Consider the following 6973-nt stretch of genomic DNA (forward strand, 5'->3'; position numbering starts at 1 on the left):
GGGCGGGGGGACGGGAGAGGGGCCCTACGCTGGTCTCGTGCCAGAACTTCCCGAGGTCGAGGTGGTCCGCGCCGGATTGCAGGCGCATGTGGCGGGCCGGGTCATCACCAAGGTCGAGGTGCTGCATCCGCGGGCGATCCGCCGGCATGCGGCGGGATCCGAGGATTTCGCCGGTCGGCTGGCCGGAGCGAGGGTGGATGCGGCGCGGCGGCGCGGCAAGTACCTGTGGCTGGACCTGTCCGGTACCGAGGCGGTCCTCGCGCACCTGGGCATGAGCGGGCAGATGCTGGTCCAGCCGGAGGGGGTGCCGGACGAGAAGCATCTGCGGGTGCGCGTGCGGTTCGCGGACGGCGGCCCGGAACTGCGTTTCGTCGATCAGCGCACCTTCGGCGGGCTGGCGCTGGCCGATCTCGTGGACACGGGCGGCACGCTGGTGCCCGCGCCGATCGCGCACATCGCCCGCGACCCGATGGACCCGGCCTTCGATCCGGCCGCCGCGGTGCGGGCGCTGCGTTCGCGGCGCACCGAGGTCAAGCGCGCGCTGCTCGACCAGACCCTGGTCTCCGGGGTCGGCAACATCTATGCCGACGAGGCGCTGTGGCGGGCCCGGCTGCACTGGTCGCGCCCGACGGCGAAGCTCACCGCGGTGCAGGGGGCGGCGCTGCTGGCCGCGGCCACCGAAGTGATGTCCGAGGCGCTGCGTGCGGGCGGCACCTCCTTCGATGCCCTCTACGTCAACGTGAACGGCCAATCGGGCTACTTCGACCGTTCCCTCAACGTCTACGGCCAGGCCGATCGGCCCTGCGCCCGCTGCGGCACGCCGATCCGCCGCGAGCCGTTCATGAACCGCTCGTCCTATTTCTGCCCGCGATGCCAGCCCCGGCCGCGCCTGGCCTGAACAACGGACTGAGCAACGGGAAAGCCCCGCCGCGAACGGATCGCGACGGGGCTTTCGGCGTCGTGCGGTGGTCCTTACTGCGTGAAGGCGGTGCGGGCGGCGAGGTTCGCCAGGAGTTCCCGGCCGCGCTCGGCGCTGCGAGGCTGGGTCAGCACGTCGTAGCGGCGGGCCACCAGTTGGCTGTGCGAGACGAAATCCCGGCGGCCGCGGGTGGCGCCGTAGCTCACGGCGGCGAACACCATGGAGAAGGCCACGCCGGCGACCAGCCCGATGAGGATCGGCAGCACGCCGGCTCCCGCGCTGAACATGCTCAGCAGCAGGCCGACGAAGAGACCGAACCAGGCGCCGGACAGGGCGGCGCTGCCGAGGACCCGTCCCCAGCTGAGCTTGCCCGCGACGCGCTCCACGAGCATCGGCTCCACCCCGACGATGGTCACCTCGGCCACGGGGAAGTCGTTGTCGGCAAGATGGTCGACGGCTCGCTGGGCTTCCTCGTAGGACGTGTAGGAACCGATCGGCCAGCCGGTGGGCAGGGTCGGTAGCTGCGGGCGCGCGGGGGCGTTCGTGAAGGCGGTCTGCGTGAAGGCTTGGGTCATCTGTCTCACCTCTCTGCCTGCTTCAACGCCCACCGCGGCCCTGTTGTGCCTTATGCCGGGTTTTCACAGCCATTTTTCAGGTGTGGTGCCACCGGCAGGCCGCCCGGCGGTCAGTCCAGCCGGATCTCCGGCCGGTAGAGGTCCAGCCAGTGGTAGAGGTCGAGGACCCGGTCGATGCCGTTGCGGGTGAGGCCGGTCATGGTGGCCGGGTCGTACTCGACGGCACCGGCCAGCCAGTCGCGGTCCACGAGGTCGAACACCGGGTTGCCCGGCTCGGCGAGGATCTCCTTGGCCTGCTGCTGCAGTGCCGCGGCGTAGCCCGGGTCCTGTGTGGACGGATAGGGGCTCTTCACGCGGTCCACGACGGACTGGGGCAGCACGTGCGCGGTGGCGTGCCGCAGCAGGCTCTTTTCCCGGCCGTCGAAGGTCTTCAGCGACCACGGGGTGTTGTAGACGTACTCGACGAGTCGGTGGTCGCAGAAGGGGACCCGCACCTCCAGCCCGACGGCCATGGACATGCGGTCCTTGCGGTCGAGCAGCATCCGCACGAACCGGGTCAGGTGCAGATGGCAGACCGCGCGCATCCGCCGCTCGGAATCGCTCTCGCCGTCGAGGTGTTCGACCTGGCTGAGGGCGGTGCGGTACTCGTCGGCGGTGTGGGCGCCGATGTCGAGCCGTGCCCGGACCTCGGGCCGGAGAATGGTGCCGCGCTCGGTGTGGCCGGTCCGGAACGCCAGCCACGGGAAGGTATCGGCGCTCTGCGCGGTGCCGTCGTGGAACCACCGGTACCCGCCGAACACCTCGTCGGCCGATTCGCCGGAAAGGGCCACTGTGGACTCCTGCCGGATCGCCTTGAACAGCAGGTACAGCGAGGCGTCCATGTCACCGAGCCCGGCGGGGATGTCGCGGGCGGTGATCACCGCGCGCCGCACGGCCGGGTCGGTCAGCGCCTGCGGGTCGAGCATCACGTCCCGGTGCGCCGAGCGGACCAGCCCGGCGACGTCCCGGATGAAGGGCGAGTCGGGGGTGTCGCGCATTTCGTCGGGCCGGAAGTTTTCTTCCTGTCCGAAGAAGTCCACCGAGAACGTGCGCACCTGCTCGCCCTGTTCGCCGAGCCGGGCGGCGGCCAGCCCGGTGATGGCGCTGGAGTCGAGACCGCCGGAGAGCAGCACGCAGCGCGGCACGTCGGCGACCAGTTGGCGCCGCACGATGTCGGTGAGCAGTTCCCGCACCCTGGCCACGGAGGTCTCGCGGTCGTCGGTGTGCGGGACGGCGGTGAGCTTCCAGTAGGTCCGGGTCGACACCCCGCCGGCGTCGACCCGCACGATCGTGCCCGGTTCGACCTCGGTGATGTCGCGCCACAGCGACCAGCCCGGCTGCTTGGTCATGGCCATCAGCTCCCGCAGCCCCGCGGTGTCGACCACCTTGCTCGCGGCCGGGTGGGCCAGGATGGCCTTGGGTTCGGAGCCGAACAGCACGCCGTCGCGGGTGCGGGCGTAGTAGAACGGCTTGATGCCCATGCGGTCGCGGATCATGACCAGCTTGTCCTCGCGGTCGTCCCAGATCGCGAAGGCGTACATGCCGTTGAGGTGGTCGGCGACCGACTCGCCCCACTCGAGGTAGCCGTGGAGGACGACTTCGGTGTCGCTGTCGGTCTGGAAGCTGTGGCCCAGTCTTTCCAGCCGGGCCCGCAGTTCGGTGAAGTTGTAGGTCTCGCCGCTGTAGACGAGCGCGATCTCGCCCTCCGGGGTGCGCAGCGACATCGGCTGGCGCCCGCCGGGCAGGTCGATGATCGCCAGCCTGCGGTGGCCGAGCGCGGCGTGCCGGCCGAGCCACAGTCCGGAGTCGTCCGGGCCGCGGCAGGCCATGGTCGCGGTCATGGCCTCGGTCACCGCTTTGGCCGGTTCACGCCTCAGGTCCGAGTCGAAGGAAACCCAGCCGGTGATTCCGCACATGCCACTGCCTCCCGAATACTTAGCACGTACAAGTATGTGTAACACCGTGGTAACACAGGATCGCGCGGCCGTCAGCCCGAATTGCCCGATGTGTCTCTTTGATTACGGAGAGTGCGTGAATTTTTCCCGCCTTCTCAAGGACGCGCAAAGGTCCGGTGGGTCCGCGTCAAGGTCGCGTCAGGAAATCCCGGCGAGTCCCCTCCCCGGAGCACGCTGATCGACGGGTCGGCAGCGCATCGGAGGCACACTGAAACCGTGGACGAAGTGCCGGAGAAACCACGCCGCGGAGAGCTGCGCCTGTACCTGGGCGCGGCCCCCGGGGTCGGCAAGACCTACGCCATGCTCTCCGAGGCACGGCGCCGCCGGGAGCGCGGCACCGACGTGGTGGTGGGGCTGGTGGAAACGCACGGCCGCCGCCGGACCGCGGAGCTGCTGGACGGCCTGGAGGTGCTGCCCCGCCGTCACGGCACCTACCGGGGCCGGGAGTTCACCGAACTGGACGTGGCCGCGGTGCTCGCGCGGCGGCCCGAAGTGGCCGTCGTGGACGAGCTCGCGCACACCAACATCCCGGGCTCGGGCAACGAGAAGCGCTGGCAGGACGTGCAGGAACTGCTGGACGCCGGCATCGACGTGCTGTCGACGGTGAACGTCCAGCACCTGCGGGGCCTTGGCGACGTGGTCGAGCGCATCACCGGGGTGCCCCAGCGGGAGACCGTGCCCGACGAGGTGGTGCGGCGGGCCGAGCAGATCGAACTGGTGGACATCACGCCCGAGGCGCTGCGGCGGCGCCTGGCACACGGCAACGTGTACCCGGCCGAGCGGATCGACGCCGCACTGGCCAACTACTTCCGCCCGGGCAACCTCAACGCGCTGCGCGAACTGGCCCTGCTGTGGGTCGCCGACCAGGTCGACCTCGCACTGCAGCGGTACCGGGCGCAGCAGCGCATCACCGACACCTGGGAGACCCGCGAGCGGATCGTCGTGTCGATCACCGGCGGGCCGGAGAGCGAGACGCTGATCCGCCGGGCGAGCCGGATCGCCGCCCGCGCGGGCGGCGAGCTGCTCGTGCTGCACGTCCTGCGCGGGGACGGCCTGGCCGGAGCGGGCCCGGCCGACCTGGGCCGCTACCGGAAGCTGGCCGAGGAACTCGGCGCCACCTTCCACACGGTGGTCGGCGACGACGTGCCGGGGGCGCTGCTGGAGTTCGCCCGCGGGGTCAACGCCACCCAGCTGGTGCTCGGCACCTCCCGCCGCTCCCGGCTGGCGAGGCTGTTCGACGAGGGCATCGGGGCGAGCGTGGTGCAACGGTCCGGCCCGATCGACGTGCACATGGTGACCCACCGGGAGGCGGGCGGGCGGTTCCGCTCCTGGCTCGACCGCCGCAGCCCGCTGCCCGGGTGGCGGCGACTGGCGGGATGGACGCTGGCACCGGCCGTTCCGGCGCTGGCCACCGTGATCGGGGCACTGCTGCGGCCGCAGCTGGACTTCTCCACCGACGTGGTGGACTACTTCCTGGCCACCGTCGTGGTCGCCCTCGTCGGCGGGCTCGGCCCGGCGCTGGTCGCGGCGGTGCTCTCCGCGGGCCTGCTCAACTTCTTCTTCACCGAGCCCTTCTACACGCTGACCGTGCACGCGCAGAGCAACGTGATCACGCTGATCGCGATGGTGCTGGTCGGGGTGCTGGTGGCACTGGTGGTGGACGCGGCCGCCCGGCGCGCCACCCAGGCGGCACAGGCGAGAACGGAGGCCTCGCTGCTGTCGTCCTATGCCAGGACCGTGCTCACCGATCCGGAGCCGCTGCCACGCCTGCTGGCCAAGGTCCGCGAGAACTTCGGACTGGAGTCCGTGGCGCTGCTGGAAAAGCTCGACGGAACCTGGCAGCGGGCGGCGTGCGCGGGGCACGATCCGTGCGAAGATCCGGGCCAGGCCGACATCACCGTCCCGGTCACCGCCGACGTGTCGCTCGCGCTGCGGGGCCGGGCACTGCCCACCGCGGAGCGCAACGCGCTGGAGGCCGCGGCCGGGCAGGCGCTGCTCGCGCTGCGGCAGCAGCGCCTGGCGGCGGCCACCGCGCGTGCCGAGCGCAAGGCGGAGGCGACCGAACTGCGCACCGCACTGCTGTCCGCGCTCGGGCACGATCTGCGCACCCCGCTGACCTCGATCAAGGCCGCGATCGGCAGCCTGCGGGCCCACGACATCGAACTGTCGGCCGAAGACGTCGGGGAACTGCTGGCCACCGCGGACGAGTCCACCGACCGGCTCGCCGGACTGGTGGACAACCTGCTCGACTCCTCGCGGCTGGCGACCGGTGCGGTCCGGCCGCGACTGCGCCCGGTGGGCTACGACGAGATCGTCGCGCACGCGCTGTCCGGGGTGCCCGCCCGGGATTCGGTGCGGGTGGAGGTCGACGAGCGACTGCCCGCGGTACTGGCCGATCCCGGCCTGCTCGAACGCGTCGTCGCCAACGTGGTGGACAACGCGCTGCGGCACGGCAAGGGGCCCGAGCCGGTGTCGGTGCGCGGGAGCACGCACGCCGAACACGTGGAACTCCGGATCGTGGATCATGGGCGGGGACTGGCGAAGCACAGCGAATCCTCGGCCTTCGCCCCGTTCCAGCGCCTCGGCGACCGGGACGCCACGCCGGGGATCGGGCTGGGACTTTCCGTGGCGAAGGGGTTCACCGAGGCGATGGGCGGCACGATCAGGACCGAGGACACCCCGGGAGGTGGGCTGACCGTGGTCGTCTCGCTGCCGGCCCACCGGCCGTCTTCGGTGCTTCCCGCCCCGGTGGGCGAGGCGAGCGAGGAGCGGGTGGGATGATGGCGCCGACGGTGCTGGTGGTCGACGACGAACCGCAGATCGTGCGCGCGCTGCGGATCAACCTCGCGGCGCGCGGCTACCAGGTGGTCACCGCGCACGACGGTACGGCCGCGCTGCGCGCGGTCGCCGACACCAGACCCGACGTGGTGGTGCTCGACCTGGGGCTGCCGGACATGGACGGCAACGAGGTGATCGCCGGGCTCCGCGGCTGGACCACGGTGCCGATCATCGTGCTCTCCGCCCGCGGCGACTCACCGGACAAGGTGCACGCCCTCGACGCCGGGGCCGACGACTACGTCACCAAACCGTTCGGCATGGACGAACTGCTGGCCCGGCTGCGCGCCGCCGTCCGCCGGTCCGCGGTCTCCGTGGGCGACGAGGCCGAGGCCGTGGTGCGCACCGACGATTTCACCGTCGACCTGCTGGCGAAGAAGGTGCGGCGCGGCGGCGAGGAGGTGCACCTCACCAAGACCGAGTGGGGCGTGCTCGAACTCCTCGTCCGCAACCCCGGGCGGCTGGTCTCGCAGAAGCAGTTGCTGCGCGAGGTGTGGGGCCCGGCGTACGAGAACGAGTCCCACTACCTGCGCGTGTACCTGGCCCAGTTGCGCCGCAAGCTGGAGCCGGAACCCTCCCGGCCCCGCCACCTGCTCACCGAACCCGGGATGGGCTACCGCTTCGAAGCCTGAGCGCCGAAGGGGTCAGGT

5 protein-coding genes are annotated in these 6973 nt (G+C 71.3%); 3 read left to right on the forward strand and 2 right to left on the reverse strand.

What is annotated here, in order from left to right; all coding sequences use genetic code 11:
* Nucleotides 1-37: 37 nt before the first annotated feature.
* Nucleotides 38-898, forward strand: coding sequence for a bifunctional DNA-formamidopyrimidine glycosylase/DNA-(apurinic or apyrimidinic site) lyase (mutM, locus tag FNH05_RS28095; RefSeq protein ID WP_144591865.1), 861 nt, complete (start codon nt 38-40; stop codon nt 896-898).
* Nucleotides 899-972: 74 nt separating this feature from the next.
* Here the strand turns inward: mutM and FNH05_RS28100 are convergent, their stop codons facing one another.
* On the reverse strand, nt 973-1494 hold the full coding sequence (locus FNH05_RS28100) for a YflT domain-containing protein (RefSeq protein ID WP_144591866.1): 522 nt from the start codon (nt 1492-1494) through the stop codon (nt 973-975).
* Nucleotides 1495-1604: 110 nt separating this feature from the next.
* Nucleotides 1605-3449 carry an asparagine synthase (glutamine-hydrolyzing) gene (gene asnB, locus FNH05_RS28105; protein ID WP_144591867.1) on the reverse strand — a complete coding sequence of 615 codons (1845 nt, stop codon included), beginning with the start codon at nt 3447-3449 and terminating at the stop codon, nt 1605-1607.
* Nucleotides 3450-3704: 255 nt separating this feature from the next.
* Between asnB and FNH05_RS28110 the strand changes: the two genes are divergently transcribed.
* Entirely contained in the window at nt 3705-6269 is a 2565-nt protein-coding gene (locus FNH05_RS28110) for a DUF4118 domain-containing protein (RefSeq protein WP_144591868.1), read from the forward strand.
* Entirely contained in the window at nt 6269-6955 is a 687-nt protein-coding gene (locus FNH05_RS28115; RefSeq protein WP_186382775.1) for a response regulator, read from the forward strand. The genes FNH05_RS28110 and FNH05_RS28115 overlap by 1 nt, the downstream gene beginning before the upstream one ends.
* Nucleotides 6956-6973: the final 18 nt, after the last annotated feature.

Origin of the sequence: Amycolatopsis rhizosphaerae (genome assembly GCF_007713715.1) — a bacterium.
GTDB classification, from domain to species: domain Bacteria; phylum Actinomycetota; class Actinomycetes; order Mycobacteriales; family Pseudonocardiaceae; genus Amycolatopsis_E; species Amycolatopsis_E rhizosphaerae.